This is a genomic window from Streptomyces viridosporus T7A (genome assembly GCF_008704515.1).
Lineage (GTDB): Bacteria > Actinomycetota > Actinomycetes > Streptomycetales > Streptomycetaceae > Streptomyces > Streptomyces viridosporus.
The window spans coordinates 6,246,110-6,270,108 of sequence record NZ_CP023700.1; the positions used below are offsets into that span (position 1 = coordinate 6,246,110).

At 71.5% G+C, this 23,999-nt stretch carries 20 protein-coding genes and 2 pseudogenes; 15 read left to right on the plus strand and 7 right to left on the minus strand.

The genetic code is table 11. The features are described from left to right. Positions 1-131: 131 nt before the first annotated feature. The 3 genes from CP969_RS28840 to CP969_RS28850 are packed head-to-tail and all read right to left on the minus strand — an operon-like array spanning position 132 to position 2,305. Positions 132-1,004 carry a cytochrome c biogenesis CcdA family protein gene (locus CP969_RS28840; protein ID WP_016824252.1) on the minus strand — a complete coding sequence of 291 codons (873 nt, stop codon included), beginning with the start codon at positions 1,002-1,004 and terminating at the stop codon, positions 132-134. Then, a complete protein-coding gene (locus tag CP969_RS28845; protein WP_026084801.1) occupies positions 1,001-1,759 on the minus strand; it encodes a DsbA family protein in 759 nt (252 codons plus the stop codon). Before CP969_RS28845 ends, CP969_RS28840 begins: the two co-directional genes overlap by 4 nt. Before the next feature lie 51 nt (positions 1,760-1,810). Next, positions 1,811-2,305, minus strand: coding sequence for a hypothetical protein (locus CP969_RS28850; RefSeq protein WP_026084800.1), 495 nt, complete (start codon positions 2,303-2,305; stop codon positions 1,811-1,813). 830 nt (positions 2,306-3,135) lie between these two features. Between CP969_RS28850 and CP969_RS28860 the strand changes: the two genes are divergently transcribed. The 7 genes and pseudogenes from CP969_RS28860 to CP969_RS34000 all read left to right on the plus strand — a co-directional run. Further along, the gene (locus CP969_RS28860) at positions 3,136-3,414 is read left to right on the plus strand and encodes a heavy-metal-associated domain-containing protein (RefSeq protein ID WP_016824249.1); all 279 of its coding nucleotides are present in this window, start codon (positions 3,136-3,138) and stop codon (positions 3,412-3,414) included. A gap of 97 nt (positions 3,415-3,511) precedes the next feature. Beyond that, a complete protein-coding gene (locus tag CP969_RS28865; RefSeq protein WP_016824248.1) occupies positions 3,512-5,773 on the plus strand; it encodes a heavy metal translocating P-type ATPase in 2,262 nt (753 codons plus the stop codon). Positions 5,774-5,975: 202 nt separating this feature from the next. Continuing rightward, positions 5,976-6,296, plus strand: coding sequence for a WXG100 family type VII secretion target (locus tag CP969_RS28870; protein WP_016824247.1), 321 nt, complete (start codon positions 5,976-5,978; stop codon positions 6,294-6,296). Positions 6,297-6,503: 207 nt separating this feature from the next. Next, on the plus strand, positions 6,504-6,857 hold the full coding sequence (locus tag CP969_RS28880; protein ID WP_016824246.1) for an RNase A-like domain-containing protein: 354 nt from the start codon (positions 6,504-6,506) through the stop codon (positions 6,855-6,857). Positions 6,858-6,911: 54 nt separating this feature from the next. Continuing rightward, entirely contained in the window at positions 6,912-7,583 is a 672-nt protein-coding gene (locus tag CP969_RS28885; RefSeq protein WP_016824245.1) for a hypothetical protein, read from the plus strand. Between the two features lie 29 nt (positions 7,584-7,612). Further along, positions 7,613-7,747 (plus strand): annotated as a pseudogene (locus CP969_RS34670) (contact-dependent growth inhibition system immunity protein); the annotation flags it as partial. A gap of 319 nt (positions 7,748-8,066) precedes the next feature. After that, positions 8,067-8,409: pseudogene (locus CP969_RS34000) on the plus strand (hypothetical protein); the annotation flags it as partial. Positions 8,410-8,598: 189 nt separating this feature from the next. Here the strand turns inward: CP969_RS34000 and CP969_RS28895 are convergent. Then, entirely contained in the window at positions 8,599-10,128 is a 1,530-nt protein-coding gene (locus tag CP969_RS28895) for a helix-turn-helix domain-containing protein (protein WP_004982073.1), read from the minus strand. A gap of 64 nt (positions 10,129-10,192) precedes the next feature. Continuing rightward, entirely contained in the window at positions 10,193-10,402 is a 210-nt protein-coding gene (locus tag CP969_RS28900) for a DUF4236 domain-containing protein (protein ID WP_004982066.1), read from the minus strand. A 615-nt stretch (positions 10,403-11,017) separates the two neighbouring features. Here CP969_RS28900 and acnA point away from each other — a divergent pair. Next, on the plus strand, positions 11,018-13,741 hold the full coding sequence (acnA, locus tag CP969_RS28905) for an aconitate hydratase AcnA (protein WP_016824243.1): 2,724 nt from the start codon (positions 11,018-11,020) through the stop codon (positions 13,739-13,741). Positions 13,742-13,990: 249 nt separating this feature from the next. Then, the gene (locus tag CP969_RS28910; protein ID WP_016824242.1) at positions 13,991-14,329 is read left to right on the plus strand and encodes a hypothetical protein; all 339 of its coding nucleotides are present in this window, start codon (positions 13,991-13,993) and stop codon (positions 14,327-14,329) included. A gap of 33 nt (positions 14,330-14,362) precedes the next feature. Here the strand turns inward: CP969_RS28910 and CP969_RS28915 are convergent, their stop codons facing one another. Continuing rightward, positions 14,363-15,394, minus strand: coding sequence for an acetylxylan esterase (locus CP969_RS28915; protein WP_016824241.1), 1,032 nt, complete (start codon positions 15,392-15,394; stop codon positions 14,363-14,365). A gap of 262 nt (positions 15,395-15,656) precedes the next feature. On the opposite strand from CP969_RS28915, the gene CP969_RS28920 reads away from it, so the two are divergent. The 6 genes from CP969_RS28920 to CP969_RS34770 are packed head-to-tail and all read left to right on the plus strand — an operon-like array spanning position 15,657 to position 21,894. Further along, complete coding sequence (locus CP969_RS28920) at positions 15,657-16,649, plus strand: ABC transporter permease (protein ID WP_004982062.1); 993 nt, start codon at positions 15,657-15,659, stop codon at positions 16,647-16,649. A gap of 56 nt (positions 16,650-16,705) precedes the next feature. Then, positions 16,706-17,578, plus strand: coding sequence for a carbohydrate ABC transporter permease (locus tag CP969_RS28925; RefSeq protein WP_026084798.1), 873 nt, complete (start codon positions 16,706-16,708; stop codon positions 17,576-17,578). Positions 17,579-17,622: 44 nt separating this feature from the next. Continuing rightward, on the plus strand, positions 17,623-19,281 hold the full coding sequence (locus CP969_RS28930) for an ABC transporter substrate-binding protein (protein WP_016824239.1): 1,659 nt from the start codon (positions 17,623-17,625) through the stop codon (positions 19,279-19,281). Next, on the plus strand, positions 19,278-20,795 hold the full coding sequence (locus tag CP969_RS28935) for a GH39 family glycosyl hydrolase (RefSeq protein ID WP_016824238.1): 1,518 nt from the start codon (positions 19,278-19,280) through the stop codon (positions 20,793-20,795). The genes CP969_RS28930 and CP969_RS28935 overlap by 4 nt, the downstream gene beginning before the upstream one ends. After that, a complete protein-coding gene (locus CP969_RS28940; protein ID WP_016824237.1) occupies positions 20,792-21,475 on the plus strand; it encodes a hypothetical protein in 684 nt (227 codons plus the stop codon). The genes CP969_RS28935 and CP969_RS28940 overlap by 4 nt, the downstream gene beginning before the upstream one ends. Beyond that, entirely contained in the window at positions 21,472-21,894 is a 423-nt protein-coding gene (locus tag CP969_RS34770; protein WP_026084797.1) for a beta-galactosidase, read from the plus strand. The genes CP969_RS28940 and CP969_RS34770 overlap by 4 nt, the downstream gene beginning before the upstream one ends. A gap of 18 nt (positions 21,895-21,912) precedes the next feature. On the opposite strand, the gene CP969_RS28950 is transcribed toward CP969_RS34770, so the two are convergent. Continuing rightward, on the minus strand, positions 21,913-23,904 hold the full coding sequence (locus CP969_RS28950) for an alpha-glucuronidase (protein WP_016824236.1): 1,992 nt from the start codon (positions 23,902-23,904) through the stop codon (positions 21,913-21,915). Between the last annotated feature and the right edge of the window lie 95 nt (positions 23,905-23,999).

Here is a 23,999-nt window from a genome sequence, read left to right on the forward strand (position 1 = left end):
GCAGCGGCCACCCTCGCCGCCCCGCGCGACCGCCGCACCACGGCACCGTCACCGCGTCCGCAACGACGGTGGCCCCGGGGAGCGCCCCGGGGCCACCGTCTGCGCGACCGCCCAGGCGAACGGAGAGAGCGTCAGTCGCCCGCCACCGGACCGGGGGCAGTCTCACCGGTTCCGTCCTGCGCACGTGCGCGGTCCGGCCGCAGCAGGACGACCAGAGCTGCCAGAGCGCCGATCCCCGCGAGGACGAGCAGCACGACACGGTCGGAGACCGCGCCGCCGACACCCGACAACCACTCCTCCAGGGCGAACTCGCTGTCCACGCTCAACAGCGACGGCAGCGCCGACGTCCCGTCGAACGCGAGGAACGCGGCCCCCAGGACGATGAACAGCGTGCCGCCGACCAGAGACGTGCTGTGCAGTGACAGACGCCCCACGGTCAGCGTCCTCCCGCGCAGCCACCGCTTCCTGCCGAGGTCGAAGCGGTCCCACAGGCAGGCCAGCACGAACATCGGCAGGGCCATCCCGAGCGCGTAGACGGCGAGCAGCAGTCCGCCGTGTGCGGGGTCCCCGTTCACGGCGGCGACCGTGAGGATCCCGCCGAGGATCGGCCCGGCGCAGAACCCGGCCAGCCCGTACACCGCGCCCAGCACCACGACGGACACCGCCGATCCCGAGCGGCGCTTCCCGGCGGCCTGCTGGAGCCGGCGTGAGCCGAACCCCAGACCGAGGATCTGGGCGGCTCCCAGCACGATGACGGTCCAGCCGCCGACGGTGACCAGCACGTCGCGGTGCCCGTAGAACAGGCGGCTGGCGAAAGCCCCGGCGACCCCCAGCGGCACCAGCGTGGTGCACAGTCCCGCGTAGAACAGCGCCGTGCGCGCCACCAGCCTGGTGCGGTTGCTGAAGGAGTAGGCGAAGAACGCGGGCAACAGCAGGGCGCTGCACGGACTGAGCAGAGCGAGCAGTCCGCCGCCGAACGCCACCAGCAGCCCCACCTCGCTCATCGCCCGGCCGCTTCCGCCGCCGCGTCGACGGCCTCCTCGAAGGTGTCCGTGGGCTGCGCGCCCAGAACCGGCCGGCCGTTCACCAGGAACGCCGGCGTGCTGGCGACCCCCAGCGAGTAGCCCTCCTCCCGATCGCGCCGCACGGCCTCACGGGCTTCGGCGGACGCCATGTCCGCCCGGAACCGGCCGATGTCGGCGACGCCTGCCTCCCGGGCCATGCCGACGAGCCGGTCCTGGCTGAACTCGTCGGCGTTCCGCGCACGCGGCTTGCCGTACACCACGTCGTGGAACTCCCAGAACTTCTGCTGCCGCCCGGCCGCCCAGCCCGCCAGGGCGGCCCGCTCCGACTCCTCGCCGAAGACGGGAAAGTTGCGCCACTCGATCCGCAGAACGCCCTTGTCGACGTACGAGCGCAGCAGTTCGGGCTTGGTCTCCCGGGCGAACTTCCCGCAGAACGGACACTGGAAGTCGGAGTACTCGATCATCACGACCGGAGCGTCGGCCCGGCCGATCGCCAGGGCGTCCGACGGCTCACGACGCGCCAGGGCCAGCAGGCCGTCCTCGACCGGCGGCATCCGGCTGGGCTCGCTCACGACGGCCGGAGGCTGCTCGGACCGCGTGCCGCCCCCACTGCTCGTGCTGTCCAGGGTGAGGGCGAAAACCGCGGTCGCCGCCGCCACGACGAGGGCGGCGGAGGCCAGAACGGTCCGTCGACGGCCTGTACGGAGTGAACGCGGAGTGTTGTTGGTGGGCATGACATGCCTCTCCTGATGCGGAGGAAGAACGAAAGGAGGGGGAGCCCGACGTCAGGCGGAAGCCGGCACGGGGCACACGACCTGCGCCGACAAACGGCGCAGCGCGGCTTCGGCGAGCAGGGCAGCGGAGACGAGGGCCACCAGCGGCTGCACGGGGGCCCAGTAGCTGAGCGCCCCGGAGGCGCCGAGCAGCAGCAGGACCACCTTGTTGCAGACCGGGCAGCCGACCGCCAGGAACGACAGCAGACCGCCCAGCCATCCCAGACGGTCGCCGCGCGGGGGTCGCTCCGTTCCGGCCGGGGAGGGCCGGCGCACATAGGTGCTCAGCACGAGGCCGGCCAGGACGGCGGTGACGGCAAGTGCCGGGTAGTTCCACCACGGCACGGGAACCGACCGGGAGAACAGCGGGCTGGGGACCACATCGGTCGGCACGCCGATCACCACCGCGGTCATCAGCGCCCCGGCCCCGGCCGTGGCCCACTGCCGGGGCCGCCAACCGCGTAGCGCCGTACCCGCCCGGCTCAGTGAGCGCGCGGAAGAGGACATGTTCGGTTACTCCGTTCTGCGGGATTCAGGGACACGACGCAGCGGTCGGCCTAGATCCGCAGAACGGAGAGGAGCACAAGGGGGGAAGGAGGCGCGGGCCCCGCGGGCGGGGGCCGGGAACCGAAGGCGGACCTCGGCGTGGATGCCGGCTCCCGGGGGGACGGGCAGGACGCGACAGCCACGGGAGAATGGCCGTCGGCGCGGGGGGCGCTCTGCTCGAGAACCGCCTTCTTGCCGCACGGCGGCGCGGAGACGTCACCTTCCGCGACGCGTGAGGCCTGCCCCTGGAGCCGCACCTGTTCGGCGCCGACGGAGAACCCGGTCTGCGCGACTCCGTGCTCGGCCCGCCCCGCTTGGCGGGACACGCACAACAGCGCCACCACGGCGACGAGCAGGCCCAGCAGGGCGCCGAAACCGGCGAACGCCGGTCCACGTGCCGCTGGCCGCCTCATCATCACCCATCCACAGGTCGTACGAGCACAGCCACCATAAGCCAGCCGATCCGGCTCCCCCGCACCCCCGCCACCCCGTGTCCGCGTCCGTCTCGTCCCCGGCACCGCTTCCTTCTCCCTCCTCCTCCTCTGCTGCTGCCGTCGGCGTGCGCAGCGCGGATCGCCTCCCGCCCGCCCGCTCCACGCCGGTGGTCATGAGGGCTTTTTCTCCGCGGCGTCGCGCCTTCCGTGGCTGACATCCTCGACCCTGGTACCCCCTAGGGGTATGGCGGGAGAGTGCGGTGGGCGCTTGCCATGCATACCCCTAGGGGGTATACCTATGAATGTCATCAGTACCCCCCAGGGGTACCTGTACGCTCGCATTCTCCAGGAGGAACCATGTCCTGCTGCACCCCCGACGGCGGCTGCTCCACCGGCACCGCACCGGCCGAGGTCACCACGGGCAACACCACCGTCTACAACGTCTCCGGAATGACGTGCGGGCACTGCAAGGCCACGCTCACCCAGGAGATCGGCGCCCTGGACGGCGTCCTGGCGGTGGACGTCGACGTCGAGGCCGGCCGGGTCTGCGTCACCACCTCGAGCGAGCCCGACGACGCGCTGCTGACGAAGGTCGTCGACGACGCCGGCTACGAGCTCGTCGGCCGCGCGGCCTGAAGGCTCCGCCTGCCTGCCGGGCCCGCCCCCGGGCCCGGCTCCTTCTTCCCGTTTTCTGCACACCCACTTTCCTGCACACCCCACCCGAGGAGCGGTGATGGCCACCACGGTCCCTGACACAGCCGAGGTCGAACTCGCCATCGGCGGTATGACCTGCGCCTCGTGCGCGGCCCGGATCGAGAAGAAGCTCAACCGGATGGACGGGGTCACCGCCACCGTCAACTACGCCACCGAAAAGGCGAAGGTCACCTTCGACGCGGACGTCACCGTCGACGACCTGATCGCCACCGTCGAGGCCACCGGCTACACCGCCCGCGAGCCCCAGCCGGAATCCGCGCGCGGCGCGGCCGGTCCCGGCCAGGACGACGACTCGGGCCAGGACGACGAACTGCGGCCGCTGCGGCAGCGGTTGGTCACCGCGGTGCTGCTGTCGGTGCCCGTCGTCGCGATGGCGATGGTGCCGGCCCTGCAGTTCGAGTACTGGCAGTGGCTGTCGCTGACCCTGGCGGCGCCGGTCGTCACCTACGCCGCCTGGCCCTTCCACAAGGCGGCCTTCACCAACGCGCGGCACGGCGCGGCCACCATGGACACGCTGATCTCGGTCGGCACCTCGGCGGCGTTCCTGTGGTCGTTGTGGGCGCTGTTCTTCGGCACCGCCGGCACCCCGGGCATGACCCACCCCTTCGAGCTGACCATCGCCCGCACCGACGGCGCCGGCAACATCTATCTGGAGGCCGCCGCGGGCGTGACCGCGGCCGTCCTGGCCGGCCGCTACTTCGAGGCCCGCGCCAAGCGCAAGGCCGGCGCCGCGCTGCGGGCGCTGCTGGAGCTGGGCGCGAAGGACGTCACCGTGCTGCGCGGCGGCCACGAGGAGCAGATCCCGGTCGGCGAGCTGCGGGTCGGCGACCGCTTCCTGGTCCGCCCGGGCGAGAAGATCGCCACCGACGGCACGGTCGTGGAGGGCACCTCCGCCGTCGACGCCTCGATGCTCACCGGCGAGTCGGTCCCGGTGGAGGTGGGCGCCGGGGACGCGGTCACCGGGGCGACCGTGAACGCGGGCGGCCGCCTGGTCGTGGAGGCCACCCGGGTCGGCGCCGACACCCAGCTCGCCCGGATGGCGAAACTGGTGGAGGACGCGCAGAACGGCAAGGCCGCCGCCCAGCGCCTGGCCGACAGGATCTCCGCCGTCTTCGTCCCCGTGGTCATCGCCCTGGCCCTGGGTACCCTCGGCTTCTGGCTGGGCAACGGCGCCGGACTCACCGCCGCCTTCACCGCCGCCGTGGCGGTGCTGATCATCGCCTGCCCCTGCGCCCTCGGGCTGGCCACGCCCACCGCGCTGATGGCCGGCACCGGGCGCGGCGCCCAGCTCGGCATCCTGATCAAGGGCCCCGAGGTGCTGGAGAGCACCCGCAAGGTCGACACCGTCGTGCTGGACAAGACCGGCACCGTCACCACCGGCAAGATGACCCTGCTCGCCGTCCACACCGCCGACGGCACCGGCGAGGACGAGGTGCTGCGGCTGGCGGGCGCGCTGGAGCACGCCTCCGAACACCCCATCGCCCGGGCGGTGGCCGCGGGCGCCGCCGACCGGGTCGGTGACCTGCCGACACCGGAGGACTTCGCCAACGTGCCCGGCCTGGGCGTGCAGGGCATCGTCGAGGGCCACGCCGTCCTGGTGGGCCGCGAGCGGCTGCTGGCCGAGTGGGCCATGGGCCTGCCGGCCGCCCTGGCGCGCGCCAAGACCGAGGCGGAGTCCGCGGGCCGCACCGCGATCGCGGTCGCCTGGGACGGCGAGGCCAGGGCCGTGCTCGAGGTCGCCGACGCGGTCAAGCCCACCAGCGCCGAGGCCGTCGCCCGGCTGCGCGCCCTGGGACTGACGCCGATCCTGCTCACCGGCGACAACAAGGCCGTCGCCGAGGCGGTGGCCGCCGAGGTCGGCATCGACGAGGTCATCGCCGAGGTCCTGCCGGAAGGCAAGGTCGACGTCGTCGAGCGCCTGCAGGCCGAGGGCCGCAGCGTGGCGATGGTCGGCGACGGGGTCAACGACGCCGCCGCGCTCGCCCGGGCCGACCTCGGGCTGGCCATGGGCACCGGCACCGACGCCGCCATCGAGGCCGGCGACCTCACCCTGGTCCGCGGCGACCTGCGCGCCGCCGCCGACGCCATCCGGCTGGCCCGCAGGACGCTCGGAACCATCAAGTCCAACCTGTTCTGGGCCTTCGCCTACAACGTCGCCGCCCTGCCGCTGGCCGCGGCCGGACTGCTGAACCCGATGATCGCCGGAGCCGCCATGGCGTTCTCCTCCGTCTTCGTCGTCGGCAACTCCCTGCGCCTGCGCACCTTCAAGGCCGCCGCCTGAAACCCCGCCCGCACCCCCGCGGACGAGGGGCGGACCCGGTCCACCGGGCCCGCCCCTCGTCCGCGCACCGGCTCCCCGGCGGGACAGCCGCTCGGACACACGCGAAGGACGCATGCGCGACTTCATGCACAGCGAGCAGCGCGGGCCCGTGCCGGGTGAGCATGGTTCCGGCCCTTTTCCCGGACTCGCTCCGGCTCACCGGATGACGCCTTCGGTCCCGACCAAAAGTTCCAGAGGCGCCACCCTGCCTCTTCTGAACTCGCGTGAACTCGCCGGCGAACTGGAGGACATCCTCAAGAAGCTCAACGACAAGCTCGACGACCTCTATGACCGTGTCGTCCCGGTCGTGCTGTCCTGGGAAGGCGAGGCCCGCGAAGTCTTCGTCGACAAACTCGACGAGTGGGACCGCTCGGCGCAGGACCTGCGGGCGGCGCAGAAGTGGCTTCACGCCTGTGCGACCACCAGCCACGCCAATTGCACGGCCGCGCATCGGGCCGTGCTGCGGGGCTGGGGTGCGCGCTGATGGCCGGCCCACAGCCGGGCGCACAGGGGCCCGGAGGGCAGAACGGCACCATCGACGTCAAGCCGTCTGACCTCTACCGGGTGTCGGCGGGTGTCGCCGCCCAGCAGACGCCGATGGACAGGGGGGCCAAGACCCTTCTGGACGAGCTGAACAAGTACCCGGACGCCGGCGGTTACGGTACCGCTCCGCAGGCGTTCGCGACCTCGTATGCCAAAGTGGGCAATCGCCTCCACGTACAAGGACCTGACGTCCGCGCAGCGCCTGACTCAGGCGGCACTCGACGGCATCGACAACGCCCAGCGCGTCGAGGACTGGATCAAGATGGTGGAGAGGCGGATGGCCAACAACCCGAACTGGAACCCCGACAACTCGAAACTCGACCCGGCTCTCAAACTCACCGTGAGCGAGGTGACCGGTCGCACGGTGGAACGCGGTGACTACACCTCGCACGGTATGAATGCCTCGGCAAGCGAAGTACATTCCGTGCAGGTCGCGCTGAAGTACAAGAGGGGTATCGACCCGCCCTTCGTCGTCGTCACGTCGTACCCTGTCAGTCCTTAGTAGGTCGTAAGTTCGTTCGTGCTTCATGTTCGTGGCAACGAGGATGGCGACAGCTTGATCCCGCACACCGGAGCTCTCTTCACCGATGGTCCGGTGAGGAGGGTCCTGGACCTCGCCGCCGCGGTGCGGAACTCTGAGGGAGCGCTGTCCCTCGACGCCGAGCTGCGGCGTTTCATCCGGACCACGCGCGTAACCGTTGCGACGGACTGGGTGTGTCCGATCGAAACCGTGACCGCGCTGCTCGACCATGTCGCCGGTCTCTGCGCCGACGCTGCAAAAGCCGCGCCGCAGGAGTTACATCGGCTCCTGGAACGAGTCGGCGCCGGAACGGACGCCGCCGCGTACCTGCATTCCCTGGCGGAGAGGATCCGGGTCCTGGCACAGGATCCGCGGGACGACTACGACGAGCTTCCGTTGACCCGCTGGGAGATCGACGTCAGATTTCCCCGGCTTTCCGGATTCGGGGTCAACTGGGTGTACGAGGGGGAATACGCGACCCTTCAGGATTCCATTCAGGCCGCGATCGATTCCGAGCACCCCTACTGTGGCGAGTTCCTGGCCCCGCTCGCCGCCGAGGCCCAGTCCGCCCTCGTGCTCTTCCCGGGAGAGCAGGCGATGGCGGACGGCCTGTCCGCTGTCGTCGGCTGGACGTCCCCAACGGCGCTGCGTCACCTGCTCCGGGCCGTCGACGAGCACATGCAGCGGGAGCACACCGCCCTGCCATGACCCCCCATCTTTCGGAGGCTCCCTCCGCCATGCCGTCCCGGAACCGGTCCGCCACCTACCCCGACCGTGAAACCGCCCAGTGGGCCACCTACCGGGCCTCCACCGACCCCCAACTCGTCGCCCGCCTCGTCGGCGAGCTGCACGAGTTGCTCGCCCTCGACCTCGACGAGTCCGACTGCGCCCTGGCCGTCGCGGAGCTGGGCATGGAGGTCGACCCCCCCGGCGCCGTACGCCCCGAGCGGTTGGCTCGCCCACCTTGCCGACCGGCTCGCCCGGTCGAGCGCGGAGTACGGGCCGTCATCGCGGGCCGGGCAGGAGTAGCCCGGCTCCTGCACACATATCCGCCCGTCCGGAACTACCGGACCACACCGCCGTCGTCAGAAGAACAGATAGACATGGCCCAATCAAGCCCAGTAGCGCAGAGAGCTGCGGGTCCGGGGGCCGGCAGTGGGGGTTGCCCCGCCGGAGGTGGGGAGCGGCGACATCCCCGGCATCCGCCTGCGCAGACGCGTCCGCACCACCGTCCCGGACCCGGCGGCCTCATGGGTTCCCGACCTGTTCCAGCGGGATTTCACCGCCGCCCGGCCCGGCCGGAAATACATGGGCGACATCACCTGCCTCCCCCCTCGCGGGCGGGGAGTTCCTCCATCTCGCGACCGTGCTGGGCTGCTTCAGCCGCAAGGTCGTCGGCGCCACCTGCAGAAGAACGGTCTTCGTCTGGCTGACCCGCTGCAACACCCGCCGCCGGCACTCCGCCGACGGCCATCTCAGCCCCGACGCATACGAACGCCGACACCACGCCGTTGAACTCACGCTCGCCGCGTGATCAATGACCGCGTGCCTACCATCACGGGGGAAGGTCCGGGAAGGCCTCCTCATGTCGAGTGCGCGGAGACTGGAAGCCTTCGGTCCCGGCCGAAAGTCCCAGAAAAGTCCCAGAGGCGCCGCCACCGCCCCTCCCACCTCGCTTTCACGCAGGTCAGCATGGGCGTGACGGCGCTTTTTCTGAAGAGTCTCAGATGTCCCGGAAGGTCTCGATCTGTGCCCCGATCGAGTTCAGGCGTTCCGCCAGGTCCTCGTAACCGCGGTTGATGACGTACACGTTGCGCAGGACGGACGTGCCCTCCGCCGCCATCATCGCCAGCAGGACGACCACCGCGGGGCGCAGGGCCGGCGGGCACATCATCTCGGCGGCACGCCAGCGGGTCGGGCCCTCGACCAGGACGCGGTGGGGGTCCAGCAACTGCAGGCGCCCGCCGAGGCGGTTGAGGTCGGTCAGGTAGATCGCGCGGTTGTCGTAGACCCAGTCGTGGATGAGGGTCTTGCCCTGGGCCGCCGCCGCGATCGCCGCGAAGAACGGGACGTTGTCGATGTTCAGGCCGGGGAACGGCATCGGGTGGATCTTGTCGATCGGCGCCTCCAGCTTGGAGGGGCGCACGGTGAGGTCCACCAGCCGGGTGCGGCCGTTGTCGGCGAAGTACTCGGGGGAGCGGTCGTGGTCGAGGCCCATCTCCTCCAGGACCGCCAGCTCGATCTCCAGGAACTCGATGGGCACCCGGCGCACCGTCAGCTCCGACTCGGTGACGACGGCGGCGGCCACCAGGCTCATCGCCTCGACCGGGTCCTCGGAGGGGGAGTAGTCCACGTCGACGTCGATGGTGGGCACGCCGTGCACGGTGAGCGTGGTGGTGCCGATGCCGTCGACCTTGACGCCCAGGGCCTCCAGGAAGAAGCACAGGTCCTGGACCATGTAGTTGGAGGAGGCGTTGCGGATGACGGTGGTGCCGTCGTGCCGGGCGGCGGCGAGCAGCGCGTTCTCGGTGACGGTGTCCCCGCGCTCGGTCAGCACGATCGGGCGGTCGGGGCGGACGGCGCGGTCCACCACCGCGTGGTACTGGCCCTCGGTCGCGGCGATGTCCAGGCCGAACCGGCGCAGCGCGATCATGTGCGGCTCGACGGTGCGCGTGCCGAGGTCGCAGCCGCCGGCGTAGGGCAGCATGAAGCGGTCCGTGCGGTGCAGCAGCGGGCCGAGGAACATGATGATGGAGCGGGTGCGGCGGGCGGCGTCCGCGTCGATGGCCGCGAGGTCCAGCTCGGCCGGGGGGACGATCTCCAGGTCGACGCCGTCGTTGATCCACCGGGTGCGCACGCCGATGGAGTGCAGCACCTCGAGGAGGCGGTACACCTCCTCGATGCGGGCCACGCGCCGCAGCACCGTGCGCCCCTTGTTGAGCAGCGAGGCGCACAGCAGTGCCACGCACGCGTTCTTGCTCGTCTTCACATCGATGGCCCCGGAGAGCCGGCGGCCGCCCACCACGCGCAGGTGCATCGGCCCGGCGTAGCCCAGGGAGACGATTTCGCTGTCGAGTGCCTCTCCTATACGGGCGATCATCTCAAGGCTGATGTTCTGGTTCCCGCGCTCGATGCGGTTGACGGCGCTCTGACTGGTGCCGAGTGCCTCGGCGAGCTGCGCCTGCGTCCAGCCACGGTGCTGCCGGGCGTCACGGATGAGCCTGCCGATGCGTACGAGGTAGTCGTCTGCCATGGGGTTGAGGCTATCTCAGATATGAGATGGCACCTCTTGGGGGGTCCATTCGGGTGACGTGATGTCAGTATCCCCTGTCGCGCCCCTTGCTGTGGCGCGTGCGACGCCATCCGAAAGGTCCGGGCAAATCCATCGATGTCGTACGACGTCCGGTACTGCTCCGGGTGTAGCGCGGCCCGTTCCTGCTGCCCGTGGTGATGGACCACGAGCGCTTGTTGATGTTCAGCCGCACTCCCGGAAGGATCCGAAAGCTCTTGCGAAAAGTGAGCGGCATCCTGCCTCCCTCCGTATTCCGTGCCGTGGGAAGTGACCCTGTCTCAGCTCGGTTACCCCGCCGGGGCGGGGTCATGAGGGTGCGCGGCCGAGTCTCGCGGGCGGATCGGGTGGTCCGGCCGGGCGGGTCGGACCGTTCGGCTGGGCGGATCGGGCCGTCCGGCCGGGTGGGTCGGGCGGTCCGGCTTCGGGTGGGTTGGAACGTCCGGCGCCCCGGAGGGCGGCCGGTGCGCCGCGCCGGGTCGGGCCGGTCCGTCCGCGGTGGCGCCGGCGGGGTGGCTCGGCGGCGCGGCGGGGCCGTGAGGCGGCCGGGCCGGGACGGCGGGAGCGGGTGGATGGGACAGCGAGACGGCCGGGACGGGGCGGTGAGGTGGCCGGGGTGGGGAACCCGGAGCGGGGCGTGCGGAGCGAGTGCCGGGCCGGATGTGCCGGGTCCGGGCATGACCATTCGAGCGCCGTGTACTAGAGTTATCTCGACATCGAGATATCTGCCGAGGAGCACCGCAGCTGCCACACCGGTAAGGGTTACCTAACTTAGCCATACCTTAGCGGATCGGCCGAGATGCCGTGGCGGCAGGATCGTGGTGGTACGCGCACATCAATGAAGGAGACTGTCGTGTCGGCGAACAGCTTCGACGCCCGCAGCACGCTGCAGGTGGGCGACGAGTCGTACGAGATCTTCCGGCTGGACAAGGTCGAGGGCTCCGCGCGCCTTCCCTACAGCCTGAAGGTGCTGCTGGAGAACCTGCTCCGCACCGAGGACGGCGCGAACATCACCGCCGACCACATCCGCGCCCTGGGCGGCTGGGACTCGCAGGCCCAGCCGTCGCAGGAGATCCAGTTCACGCCGGCCCGCGTGATCATGCAGGACTTCACCGGCGTGCCCTGCGTCGTGGACCTCGCCACGATGCGCGAGGCCGTCAAGGAGCTGGGCGGCGACCCGGCGAAGATCAACCCGCTGGCCCCGGCCGAGCTGGTCATCGACCACTCCGTGATCGCCGACAAGTTCGGCACCAACGACGCCTTCAAGCAGAACGTCGACCTGGAGTACGGCCGCAACCGCGAGCGCTACCAGTTCCTGCGCTGGGGCCAGACCGCGTTCGACGAGTTCAAGGTCGTCCCGCCCGGCACCGGCATCGTCCACCAGGTGAACATCGAGCACCTGGCCCGTGTCGTCATGGTCCGCGACGGCAAGGCGTACCCCGACACCCTGGTCGGCACCGACTCGCACACCACCATGGTCAACGGCCTCGGCGTCCTCGGCTGGGGCGTCGGCGGCATCGAGGCCGAGGCCGCCATGCTCGGCCAGCCGGTCTCCATGCTGATCCCGCGCGTCGTCGGCTTCAAGCTCACCGGTGAGCTCCAGCCGGGCACCACCGCCACCGACCTGGTGCTCACCATCACCGAGATGCTGCGCAAGCACGGTGTCGTCGGCAAGTTCGTCGAGTTCTACGGCGAGGGCGTCGCCGCCACCTCGCTGGCCAACCGCGCCACCATCGGCAACATGTCGCCGGAGTTCGGCTCCACCGCCGCGATCTTCCCGATCGACGACGAGACGCTGAGCTACCTGCGCCTGACCGGCCGCAGCGAGCAGCAGGTCGCGCTGGTCGAGGCGTACGCCAAGGAGCAGGGCCTCTGGCTGGACCCGAAGGCCGAGCCGGACTTCTCCGAGAAGCTCGAGCTGGACCTGTCCACGGTCGTCCCCTCCATCGCCGGCCCGAAGCGCCCGCAGGACCGCATCGTCCTCGCCGACGCCAAGGCCCAGTTCGCCCAGGACGTGCGCAACTACGTCAAGGACGGCGGCGACGTCGACGAGGCCAGCAAGGAGTCCTTCCCGGCCTCCGACGCCCCGGCCATCTCCAACGGCGCCCCCTCCAACCCGGTCGAGGTCACCGCCCCCGACGGCACGACCTACACGCTCGACCACGGCGCCGTGACGGTCGCGGCCATCACCTCCTGCACCAACACCTCCAACCCGTACGTCATGGTCGCCGCCGCCCTGGTGGCCAAGAAGGCGGTCGAGAAGGGCCTGACCCGCAAGCCGTGGGTGAAGACCACCCTCGCCCCGGGCTCCAAGGTCGTCACCGACTACTTCGAGAAGGCGGGCCTGACCCCCTACCTCGACAAGGTCGGCTTCAACCTCGTCGGCTACGGCTGCACCACCTGCATCGGTAACTCCGGCCCGCTGCCGGAGGAGGTCTCCCAGGCGGTCAACGAGCACGACCTCGCCGTCACCTCGGTGCTGTCCGGCAACCGCAACTTCGAGGGCCGGATCAACCCCGACGTCAAGATGAACTACCTGGCGTCCCCGCCGCTGGTCGTCGCCTACGCCCTCGCGGGTTCGATGAAGGTGGACATCACCCGGGAGTCGCTGGGCCTGGACCAGGACGGCAACCCGGTCTTCCTGAAGGACATCTGGCCGTCCGAGGCCGAGGTCAACGACGTCGTGGCGAACGCCATCGGCGAGGACATGTTCTCCAAGTCCTACGCCGACGTCTTCGCGGGCGACGCCCAGTGGCAGGCGCTGCCGATCCCGACCGGCGACACCTTCGAGTGGGACCCGGAGTCCACCTACGTCCGCAAGCCCCCGTACTTCGAGGGCATGGGCATGGAGCCGGCCCCGGTCGAGGACATCGCCGGCGCCCGCGTGCTCGCCAAGCTGGGCGACTCGGTCACCACCGACCACATCTCCCCGGCCGGTGCCATCAAGGCCGACACCCCGGCCGGCCAGTACCTCACGGAGCACGGCGTCGAGCGCCGCGACTTCAACAGCTACGGCTCGCGCCGCGGCAACCACGAGGTCATGATCCGCGGCACGTTCGCCAACATCCGCCTGCGCAACCAGATCGCGCCGGGCACCGAGGGCGGCTACACCCGCGACTTCACGCAGGCGGGCGGCCCGGTCTCCTTCATCTACGACGCCTCGCAGAACTACCAGGCCGCCGGCGTCCCGCTGGTCGTCCTGGCCGGCAAGGAGTACGGCTCCGGCTCGTCCCGCGACTGGGCGGCCAAGGGCACCGCGCTCCTCGGCGTCAAGGCCGTCATCGCCGAGTCCTACGAGCGCATCCACCGCTCCAACCTCATCGGCATGGGCGTCCTGCCGCTGCAGTTCCCGGAGGGCCACTCCGCCGACACCCTCGGCCTGACCGGTGAGGAGACCTTCTCCATCTCCGGCGTCACCGAGCTCAACGACGGCACCACCCCGCGCACGGTGAAGGTCACCACCGACACCGGCGTCGAGTTCGACGCGGTCGTCCGCATCGACACCCCCGGCGAGGCGGACTACTACCGCAACGGCGGCATCATGCAGTACGTGCTGCGCAGCCTGATCCGCAAGTAAGCAGGCCACGGCCGCAACCAGGCGGTCGCGCAGGACGGTTGAGGGCCGCATCCCCGGTGACGGGGGTGCGGCCTTCGCCGCTGTGGGCGTTTACAACGGGAGCGCTCGGCGCTACCTTCCCCTCACGGGTGAGGTGGGAGCGCTCCCATCCCCGGTGGACCGGAACCCGCCGTCGGAGCGCCCCCCTCGCCCGGCTCCGCGGACCCATGCGCACGACCCGACAGACCCGCAGCGAGCGACAGGTGTGTCATGACCACGACGAGCCCTCGAGGTGAGCCCGTCCTCCGACCGGCCCTCTCCCGACCGGCCCTCTCCCGACCGGCCCTCTCCGTCCGTGCCAGAACCCTCTTCCTCGTCCTGGTCGTCCTGCTCGCGGCCCTGCCGGCCGCCGGGCTGGCGGTGGCGACGGGCGGCGGGGCCGGCGGCCACCGGTCCGAGGTGACCGTCACCGGCAACGGCACCGGCATCGGCGACGTGCCGGTGCCCGGCCGGCCGGCCGACCGGTCCCTCCCCGGCCCCGGCGGGGACGGCGGGACGCTCCTGTCCTGCCGGGCGGCCGAACCGCCGCACGGGGGACCGTCCCGGTGACGGCCGGACGCGCCGTCACCGCGGCGGCCCCGCTCAGGGACCCAGCAGGGAGCGCAGCCAGTCCAGTTGGCGCCGCACGTGCACCGCGTCCCCGCCCTCGTGCCCGTTGAACGGGTAGGCGTGGATCTCCTTGGCCGGCTCCGCGCCCGTCAGGCCCGCGTAGTGGTGGAACGCGGCGTACGCCCCGCTCGGCGGACAGACCGTGTCGCGCAGGCCGACCCCGAAGTGGGCCGGGGCGTGGGCGCGGCGGGCGAAGGAGACGCCCTCGACGTAGGAGAGCGTGCGGCGGGCGGCATCCTCGGCGCCCCGGTGGACCGCGAGGTAGGCGGCGATCTCGCCGTACGGGCCGGTGTCGGTGAGGTCCAGGGCGCGGGGGATGCCGCACAGCAGCGGGGCGGTGACCAGCACCGCCGCCAGGTCCGGCACCAGCCCCGCCACCGCCAGCGCGAGCCCTCCGCCCTGGCTGTTGCCGACCACCGCGACCCGTGAGGGGTCCACGCCCGGCAGGGTGCGCACGGCGGCGACCGCGCGCACCGCGTCGGTGATCAGCCGGCGGTAGTGGTAGTCCCGCGGGGCGAGCAGCCCGCGGACCGCCGGGCCGGGACCGCCCGGCGCGGTGGCGTGCGGGTCGGGGGTGTCACCGCCGCAGCCGTACTGGTCGCCCTGGCCCCGGTTGTCCATCAGCAGATGCGCGTACCCGGCGTTCACCCAGGTCAGCCGCTCGTGCGGCAGACCGCGTCCGCGTCCGTAGCCGGCGTACTCGACGACCGCCGGTACGGCGCCGGCCCGGCGGTCCGCGGAGTTCCCCCCGGCCCGGGCGGAGCCGGGGGCGCGGGGGAGGCTGAACCAGGCGCGCACCGGGTCGCCGGCGAAGCCGCGGAACGTCACGTCCCAGGTCTCGGTCAGCCGCAGCCCGCTCTCCACCGGGCGGGCCGAGACCAGCGGATCCCCCTCGGCCGACGCCTCCTCCAAGGTGGCCTCCCAGAAGGCGTCGAAGTCGGCGGGCTCCTCGATGTCCGGGCGGTGGCGCTCCAGTTCCGCCGGGGGCAGGTCGAACGCGGGCACGGGGGCACACCTCGCAGGGTCGGGGCGGACAGGAGGGCCGATCGTTGCGGGATACTGCCAGAAAGTTCCGGGGAGCGTAACGGGGCGGAGCCGCCCTTCGCCCCGGGTGCGATACCGGTCCGACCTTGCTCAGTCCTCTCAAAAACCCAGCGTGCACCACCCATTGACAGCGCTTACTGCTCCCCTTAGGTTGCCGCGAGGTTACCGACAAAAGCTCGAAAGTTTCGGTTCTGCGTCCTACGGCACGGAAGGCCCGAGCGCTATGAGCACCCCCACCACGTCGGCTCCGCCCCCCGGCACGCAGGACCCCCCGCCGTCGAGGACCCCGCCGCGCCGCACGCGTTCGCCCTCCCGCACCGGGTGGCGGCGGGCGCTGCGCAAGGACTGGCAGCTGTACTCGCTGGCCGTACTGCCGCTGCTGTTCTTCCTGGTGTTCCGCTATCTGCCGATGATCGGCAACGTGATCGCCTTCCGCCGCTTCGAGCCCGGCGGTTCGATCCTCGGCGAGCACTGGGTGGGCCTGCGCTACGTCGAGATGTTCCTCAGCGACCCCACCTTCTGGCAGGTGTTCAGGAACACCCTGTGGCTCGGCGGCCTCACCCTCGTCTTCTGCTTCCCGATCCCGATCGTGCTCGCCCTGCTGCTGAACGAGGTGCGCAGGAGGTCCCTGAAGCGGTTCGTGCAGTCGGTGTCCTACCTGCCGCACTTCCTGTCGATCGTGATCGTCGCCGGCATCACGCTGCAGATGCTCGCCACCGACGGCCCGGTCAACCACGTCCTGGGCTGGTTCGGGCACGACCCGATCCGGTTCATCCAGGAGCCCGAGTGGTTCCGCACCCTCTACGTCGGCTCGGAGATCTGGCAGACCGCCGGCTGGGGCACGATCCTCTACCTCGCCGCGCTCACCACCATCGACGAGGACCTCTACGAGGCCGCCCGCATCGACGGCGCCAACCGCTGGCAGCAGACATGGCACGTCACCCTGCCCGGCATCCGCCCGACCATGGTCACGCTGCTGATCCTCAACATCGGCACCTTCATGGCCGTCGGCTTCGAGAAGGTCCTGCTGCTGTACAACCCGCTGACGTACCCGACCGCCGACGTGATCTCCACCTACCTCTACCGGACCGGTGTGGAGTCCAACAGCTTCAGCTACGCCGCCGCGATCGGCCTGTTCGAGGCGGTCATCGGCCTGGTGCTGATCACCTCGGCCAACCAGCTCTCGCGCCGCACCGTGGGGACGAGCCTGTGGTGAACACCGTGACCTCCGGCCGCCGCGACCGAGGCCCCGGGGCCGCCCGCCGCCCCTTTGTGACCAGTCCCTCGCGCGGCTACCGGATCTTCCAGGGCGTCAACGGCGTCGTCCTCACGCTCGTCGTGCTGGTGACTCTGTACCCGTTCGTCAACATCATCGCCCGCTCGTTCAGCGGGGAGCGGCAGATCCGCTCCGGCGAAGTGACCCTGTGGCCCAAGGGGTTCAACCTCACCACCTACGAGATCGTCGTCTCCGACCCGATGTTCTGGCGGAACTACGGCAACACCGTGCTCTACACGGCCGTCTCCACCGCCGTCGCCATGGTGCTGACCACCTGTTACGCCTACGTCCTGTCGAAGAAGAACCTCAAGGGGCGCGGCGCGCTGGTCGGGATCGCCGTGTTCACCATGTTCTTCACCGGCGGCCTGATCCCCCACTACGTCCTCGTCACCAGCCTCGGCCTGAAGAACAGCGTGTGGGCCATCGCGCTGCCCAACGCGATCAGCGTCTTCAACCTGCTGGTGATGAAGGCCTTCTTCGAGAGCCTGCCGACCGAACTGGAGGAGGCCGCGCAGATCGACGGGCTCAGCACCTACGGCATCCTGCTGCGGATCGTGCTGCCGTTGTCCAAGGCGGTCGTGGCGACCATGGTCCTCTTCTACTCGGTCTCCTTCTGGAACTCCTGGTTCTCGGCGTTCCTCTACATGGACCGCACCGAGCTGATGCCGGTCACGGTCTACCTGCGCAACCTCCTCGCGGGCGCCACCGGGGGCACCGGCGCCGGCGCGGCCACCGAGCAGCTCACCCAGGTCTCGGCGAACATCCAGGCGGTCACGATCGTGCTGACCTCGCTGCCGATCCTCTGCCTCTACCCCTTCGTCCAGCGCTACTTCGTCTCGGGCGTGATGCTCGGCGCGGTCAAGGGCTGACGCCGCACCCCCGGTCGACCCGCCGACGGAACAAAGGAGTCCTCGTGAACCACAACGGACGGCTGTCACGGCGCCAGATCCTCGCCGCCGCCGGATTCATCGGCCTGGCCGGCCTCACCGCCTGCGGCAGCGGCGACGACGGCGACGGCGGCAAGGACCTGTCGAAGAAGCGGAACGGCGCCATGAAGGACTACCGCGTCGGCGACCAGTTCAAGGCCACCGAGCCGCTGTCCTTCAGCCTCCTGCACAACGACAACCCGGTCTACCCGATGAAGGGCGACTGGCTGTTCTGGAAGGAGCTCACCCGGCGCACCGGCGTCACCCTCGAGGCCACACCGGTCCCGCTGAGCGACTACGAGAAGAAGCGCAGCCTGCTCATCGGCGCGGGCGACGCCCCCCTCCTGATCCCCAAGACCTACCCGGGTGCGGAGACCGCGTTCGTCTCCTCGGGCGCCGTCCTCCCGGTCAGCGAGTACGTGCACCTGATGCCCCACTTCCAGGCCAAGGTGAAGAAGTGGCGCCTCCAGCCGGAGGTGGACTCGCTGCGCCAGTCCGACGGCCGCTACTACCTGCTGCCCGGCCTGCACGAGAAGGTCAAGGCCGGCTACTCGCTGGCCTTCCGCACCGACGTCCTTGAGCGCCACGGCCTGAGCCTGCCCACCACCTGGGACGAGGTGTACCAGGTGTTCAGGGCGCTCAAGGAGGAGTACCCCGACCGCTACCCCTTCTCCGACCGCTGGAGCACCAACACGCCGTTCCCCGCCGGCGCCCTGTTCCAGTACCTCGGCCAGGCGTACGGGGTGCGGGCCGGCTGGTCGTACCTGAACACCAGCTGGGACGCCGAGGCGGAGAAGTTCGTCTTCACCGGCGCCACGGACGCCTACCGCCAGGTCGTCGAGTACCTGCACACACTGGTCGCCGAGAAGCTGATGGACCCCGAGAGCTTCACCCAGACCGACGACGAGGCGGTCAAGAAGCTGCTGGCCCAGAGGTCCTTCGCGATCAGCGCCAACCCTCAGGAGCTGGTGCAGAACTACCGCTACAACCTCGGCAAGCAGGTCGAGGGCGCCACCGTCGAGATGATCCCGGTGCCGCTCGGCCCCGCCGGACCGGTGGTGCTGGGCGGCTCGCGCCTGGAGAACGGCATGATGATCTCCAGCAAGGCGCTCGACGGCGACGACTTCGTCGCCCTGATGCAGTTCGTGGACTGGCTGTGGTACTCCGACGCCGGCCAGGAGTTCTGCAAGTGGGGCGTGGAGAACGTCACCCACACCCGCTCCGGGCCCGGCGCGTACGAGCTGAAGCCCGGCATCAGCCTCATGGGCTCCGACCCCGACGCGCCCGAGGACCTCCAGAAGGACTTCGGCTTCTCCAACGGCGTCTTCGCCTACGGCGGCAGCTGGGCCCTGGTCTCCTCCTCCTTCGGCCCGGACGAGAAGGAGTTCCAGGACGCCATGGCCGGCCGCGAGCAGCTGCCCGTCGACCCGCCGCACCCGCTGCGCGCCGAGGAACAGGAGCGGGCCACCCTGTGGGACACCCCGCTGAAGGACCACGTCACCCAGAACACCCTGCGGTTCGCCCTCGGCAAGCGCCCGCTGTCCGAATGGGACGACTACCTCGCCGAGCTGCGGGCGAAGAACATGGATCAGTTCATCGACCTGCACAACCAGGCCCACGAGCGGTTCCGGAAGGAGAACGGATGATCCGCGTCCCCGCCGGGCCGGGCGACCGGCTGCCCGGCGCCTGGCGGAGCTGCGTCGGCACCGGCCGCCTCGACCTCGCCCTGCGCCGCGACTACCAGGACTCCCTCGCCCTCCTCCAGCGCGACATCGGCTTCGGGTACCTGCGCGGCCATGGCCTGCTCAGCGACGGCCTGGGCATCCACCGCCCCTACGCGTGGCAGGGCGTCCACCGCACCCACCACTCGTTCACCTACCTCGACCAGGTGATCGACGCCTGCCTCGGCCTCGGCATCCGCCCCTTCCTCGAACTCGGCTTCATGCCGGACCGGCTGGCCTCCGGGGAGCAGACGGTGTTCTGGTGGCGGGGCAACGTCACCCCGCCCGCCGACGAGAAGGAGTGGACGGCCCTGGTCCGCGCCGTCCTCGCCCACCTCGTGGACCGCTACGGCGCCGACGAGGTGCGCACCTGGCCGGTCGAGGTGTGGAACGAGCCCGACCTCCCCGACTTCTGGCAGGACGCGGACGAGGCGGCCTACCACCGGCTGTACGAGGCGACCGCGCACGCCGTGAAGGAGGTGGACGCCGCCCTGCAGGTCGGCGGTCCGGCGCTCTCGCCCGGCGCGGACGGCTGGCTGGAGCGGTTCGCCGAGTTCGCCGAACGCCGGGACGTGCCCGTCGACTTCGTCTCCCGGCACGCCTACACCTCCGGCCCCGCCCGGCACGTCCCCTTCGGCGTCCACCAGACCCTGGCCCCGGCGAGCGCCCTCCTGGACCAGTTCGCCGAGCCCCGCAGGACGCTCGCGGGCACCCGCCTGGCCGGACTGCCGGTGCACATCACCGAGTTCAACTCCTCCTACCGGCCCGACAACCCGGTCCACGACACCGCCTTCCACGCCGCCTACCTGGCCCCGGTGGTGGCGGCCGGCGGCGACCACGCCGACTCCTTCTCCTACTGGACGTTCAGCGACGTCTTCGAGGAGACCGGCATACCGACCGCGCTCTTCCACGGCGGCTTCGGCCTGCTCACCCACCGCCAGGTGCGCAAACCCACCTACCACCTCTACGCCTTCATGGCCCGCACGGGTGAGGAGCGACTGGCCCGGGGAGAGGACCACCTGGTGACCCGGCACCCCGACGGCCGGGTCACCGTCCTCGCCTGGGCCCCCGTCGACGAGACCGGCCGGACCCCGGGCCCGGACCGGCACACCGTGCGCCTGTCGGTGCCGGTCGGCACCGCCCCGCGCGGCGAGGCGTTCGTCCGCCGCTCCTCGGTCGACGAGGAGCGCGGCAACGCGTACACCGCCTGGCGGCGCATGGGCAGCCCGCGCTCGCCGCGCCCCGGGCAGCTCGACGTCCTGCACGAGGCCGCCGAACCCGCCCGCACCCACCACCGGCTGCCCGTCGAGGACGGCCGCGCCGTCCTCACCCTGACGCTGGCCCGCCACGAGATCACCCTCGTCGAGCTGACCCCCCTCCTCGACGAGACCCCGCCCTGGTGGGACGAGCGGCGGCTGCTCGGCGGGGAGGCGCCGTGAGCACCGCGGGGGCCGACGCCTTCGGCACCGGGGTCCTCTCCCGGGCCGCCGCCCTGATCCACACCCTCGTCACCGTCGAGGCCCTGCTGCTGCTCGCCGCCTCGCCGGGCCTCGCCGGCCTCCTCCTGCTCGGCCCCGACCCGGCCAACCTGCCCCTGGCCGCCCTCTGCCTGCTGCCCCTGGGCCCGGCCGTCTGCGCCGCCCTCCACGCCCTGCACCACCGCGGCCACGACCTCACCGACCTCCACCCGGCCCGCGCCTTCCGGCGCGGCTGGCGGCTGGGCGCCCTCCCCGTGCTGAAGCTGTGGGCACCGCTGCTCGGCTGGCTCACGGTCATCGCCTTCACCCTCACCCACTTCTCCGCCACCGGACTGCCCCGCTGGTGGGCGGCCCTGCTGGCGCTGACCGGCGCCGGCTCCCTGTTGTGGGGCGCGCACGCCCTGGTCCTCACCGCCCTGTTCGCCTTCCGCGCCCGCGACACCGCCCGCCTCGCCGCCTACTTCCTGTTCCGGCACCCCCGCGCCACCCTCGGCGCCGCCTCGCTGCTGGTGCTGACGGCCGCCGGGACCGTCCTGCTCACCGAGGCCCTGCCCGCCCTGCTCGCCGCCCCGCTGCTGCTGTCCCTGCTGCACGGCAGCCGTCCGGTGATCGCCGAGACCGAGAAGGACTTCACCGCATGACGCCCCGCACCCCGAAGATCCCCCACGGCGGCGACTACAACCCCGAGCAGTGGCCCGAGGAGGTGTGGGACGAGGACCACCGGCTGTTCACCCGGGCCGGCATCGACACCCTGACCGTCGGCGTCTTCTCCTGGTCTCTCACCCAGCCCGCCGAGGACACCTACGACTTCACCGTCCTGGACCGCGTCCTGGCCCGCCACGGCCTCCTCGGCCCGTACGCCGGACACCCCGGCCTGGAGACGGCCGCCCGGGTCGCCCCCGACGGCACCCGCCTGCTGTTCCTGCTCAACCACTCCACCGAACCGGCCCGCCCCACCGCCCGCGACACCGTCACCGACCTGCTCACCGGCAAGCGCACCGAGCGGGGCGAGCCCCTCGGTCTCGACCCGCTCGGCGTGGCGGTCCTGCGCCTGGAGTAGGGGCGCCCCGGACGGAGGTCAGTGGATGGTCCGCCCCCGCGCGTCCGGCACCCCGGACTTGCGCAGGAAGTAGCTGTTGACCTGGTCGCGCCACTCCCGGGCGCTGCGGAGCTGCTCCTCGTACCGCTCCGCCACGCGCGCGTGGCGCGCCGGGTCCACCAGGTCCGCGAGCCCGGCCCACACCCGCCGGGCCTCCTCCACCTCCGCCACGCCCTCGAAGCGCGTGTCGTAGATGTGCTGGATCACCGTCCGCCCGCTGTGCAGGACGTGCCCGTACGGCACGTGGTGGAAGAACAGCAGCAGTTCGTCCGGACAGGTCTCCACCGACCCGTACACCTCGGCCCACGGCCCGGCGTACTGCCCCGCGTACCCGGTGCCGGTGGCCGTGCTGCGGTCGACGCCGACGCCGTCCCGGTCGGCGAAGTGGTAGGTGCCCCAGGGGCTGTACTCGTAGCCGTCGACGCTCGGGCCGTAGTGGTGGCCCGGCTGCACCATGAAGCCGACGCCGAGCGGCGCGGTGTACTTCTCGTACGTCGCCCACGACCCGTCGAGCACGGCGTGCAGCCCGTCCGTCAACCGGACCGGATCCGCGCTCCGTTCGGGGGTGAAGGTGAGCCGGATCCACTCGTCGAGGACCGCGCCCGGATCCGCCCGCGGATCCCAGGCCAGCCGGCCGAAGGTGTACAGGTTGGCCTGGGCCAGCGGATGCCCGGTCCAGAACGGGTCGTCGCCGGCGTTGGACACCGCCACCAGCCCGCCCCGCGCCAGCTCGCCGACCCGGGGCCCCGACCCGCCCTCCGGCCGGAACCGCAGCACCTCGCTCCACATCGGGCCCAGCCAGCACACGTGCCGCTGCTGCCCGGTGTACTCCTGGGTGGCCTGCACCTCCACCGCGAGCCGGGTCCGGGGCATCGCGCCGATCAGCGGGGAGACCGGCTCCCGCACCTGGAAGTCCATCGGCCCGTGCTTGACCTGGAGCACGGCGTTGGGGGCGAACTCCCCGTCCAGCGGGGTGAAGTGGTCGTACGCGGCCCGTGCGCGGTCGGTGCTCCGGTCCCGCCAGTCCTGGTGGTGGTCGTAGACGAACGTCCGCCAGTGCACGGTGCCGCCGTACGGCTCCAGCGCGGCGGCCAGCGCGTTCGCGCCGTCGGCGTGCGAGCGGCCGTAGGCGAACGGTCCGGGCCGGCCCTCCGAGTCGGCCTTCACGACATAGCCGCCGAAGTCGCCGATCGCCTCGTACACCCGCGCCGTCGCCCCGCGCCACCAGGCGCGCACCGCCGCGTCCAGCGGATCGGCGGTGGGCAGCGAGCCCAGCACCATCGGCGCGGCGAAGGTGACCGACAGGTGCGTGCGGATGCCGTACGGGCGCAGCGCGTCCGCGATCGCGGCGACCTCGCCGATCCGGTCGGTGAGCAGGTGCGCCTCGGTCTCGTGCACGTTGACGTTGTTGACCGCGACGGCGTTGACGCCGCAGGCCGCGAGCAGCCGGCCGTACGCCCGCACCCGCCCGAGATCGCCCCGCGCCCGGCCGTCCGCCCAGAACAGCGAGCCGCCCGCGTACCCGCGTTCGACCTGGCCCATGACCGGGTGCACGGCCACGTTGTCCCAGTGGTCCAGCATGCGCACCGCGAGCGCCGGGCGGTGCTCCTCGCGGGGCCGTTCACCGCGGAAGGCGTCCTCCCCGAGCCGCACCACGTGGAACAGGCCGTACAGCAGCCCGCGCCCGCCGGACGCCGTGACGGTCGTCGTGCCGCCCCGCCGGGCCAGCGCGAACCCCTCGTCCCCGAGCCCGGCGCCGGCCGGTCCGCCGGTCACCTCGAGGACCAGTTCCGCGTCCTCGCCGCCGTCCCGCACGACCCGGCCGCCGAACCGCCCGCAGGCGTCGGCGACCTCGCCGTGCACCGTGTCCACCAGCGGCCCGTCGCCGGCGCGCAGGAGCGTGCGCCGGCGGCCGACCGCACGGAACGCGGCGGGCGGCAGCCAGGCCGCGTCGAAGTCCCCGGTGCGCATGTCAGGCGATCGCCCCGCCCGCGCCGCGCGCCGCCGTCACGAGCGGTCCCGTGCCCCGTCCGCCGATGGCCATCCGCGTCCTTCCCCCCGCCGTG